The organism is Pseudomonas sp. AC463 (assembly GCF_979253585.1).
This window is the reverse complement of record NZ_CEEDDZ010000244.1, coordinates 1-359: the sequence shown is the minus strand read 5'-3', so window position 1 is coordinate 359 and position 359 is coordinate 1. Positions and strand designations below refer to the sequence as shown.

Here is a 359-nt window from a genome sequence, read left to right as displayed (position 1 = left end):
GTGAAGCATGCCCGTGAGGGCATCATGGAATTCCTGCTCATCAATCACCCGCTGGATTGTCCGATCTGCGATCAGGGCGGCGAGTGCGATCTTCAGGACCAGTCGGTCGCGTACGGACGCGGCCAGAGCCGGTTCCAGGAGAACAAGCGCGCGGTCACCGAGAAATATATGGGGCCGATCGTCAAGACGATCATGACCCGCTGCATCCAGTGCACGCGCTGCATCCGCTTCGCCGAAGAGGTTGCCGGCGTGGAGGAGATCGGCGCGATCTATCGCGGCGAGAACATGCAGATCACGTCCTACCTCGAAGAGGCGGTGACGAGCGAGCTGAGCGGCAACGTCGTCGATCTGTGCCCGGT

General features: G+C 61.8%; 1 pseudogene. It reads left to right on the top strand.

Annotated features, from left to right (window positions below):
- Positions 1-24 precede the first annotated feature (24 nt).
- Positions 25-359: pseudogene (locus tag AC0IYH_RS29980) on the top strand (NADH-quinone oxidoreductase subunit NuoG); the annotation flags it as partial.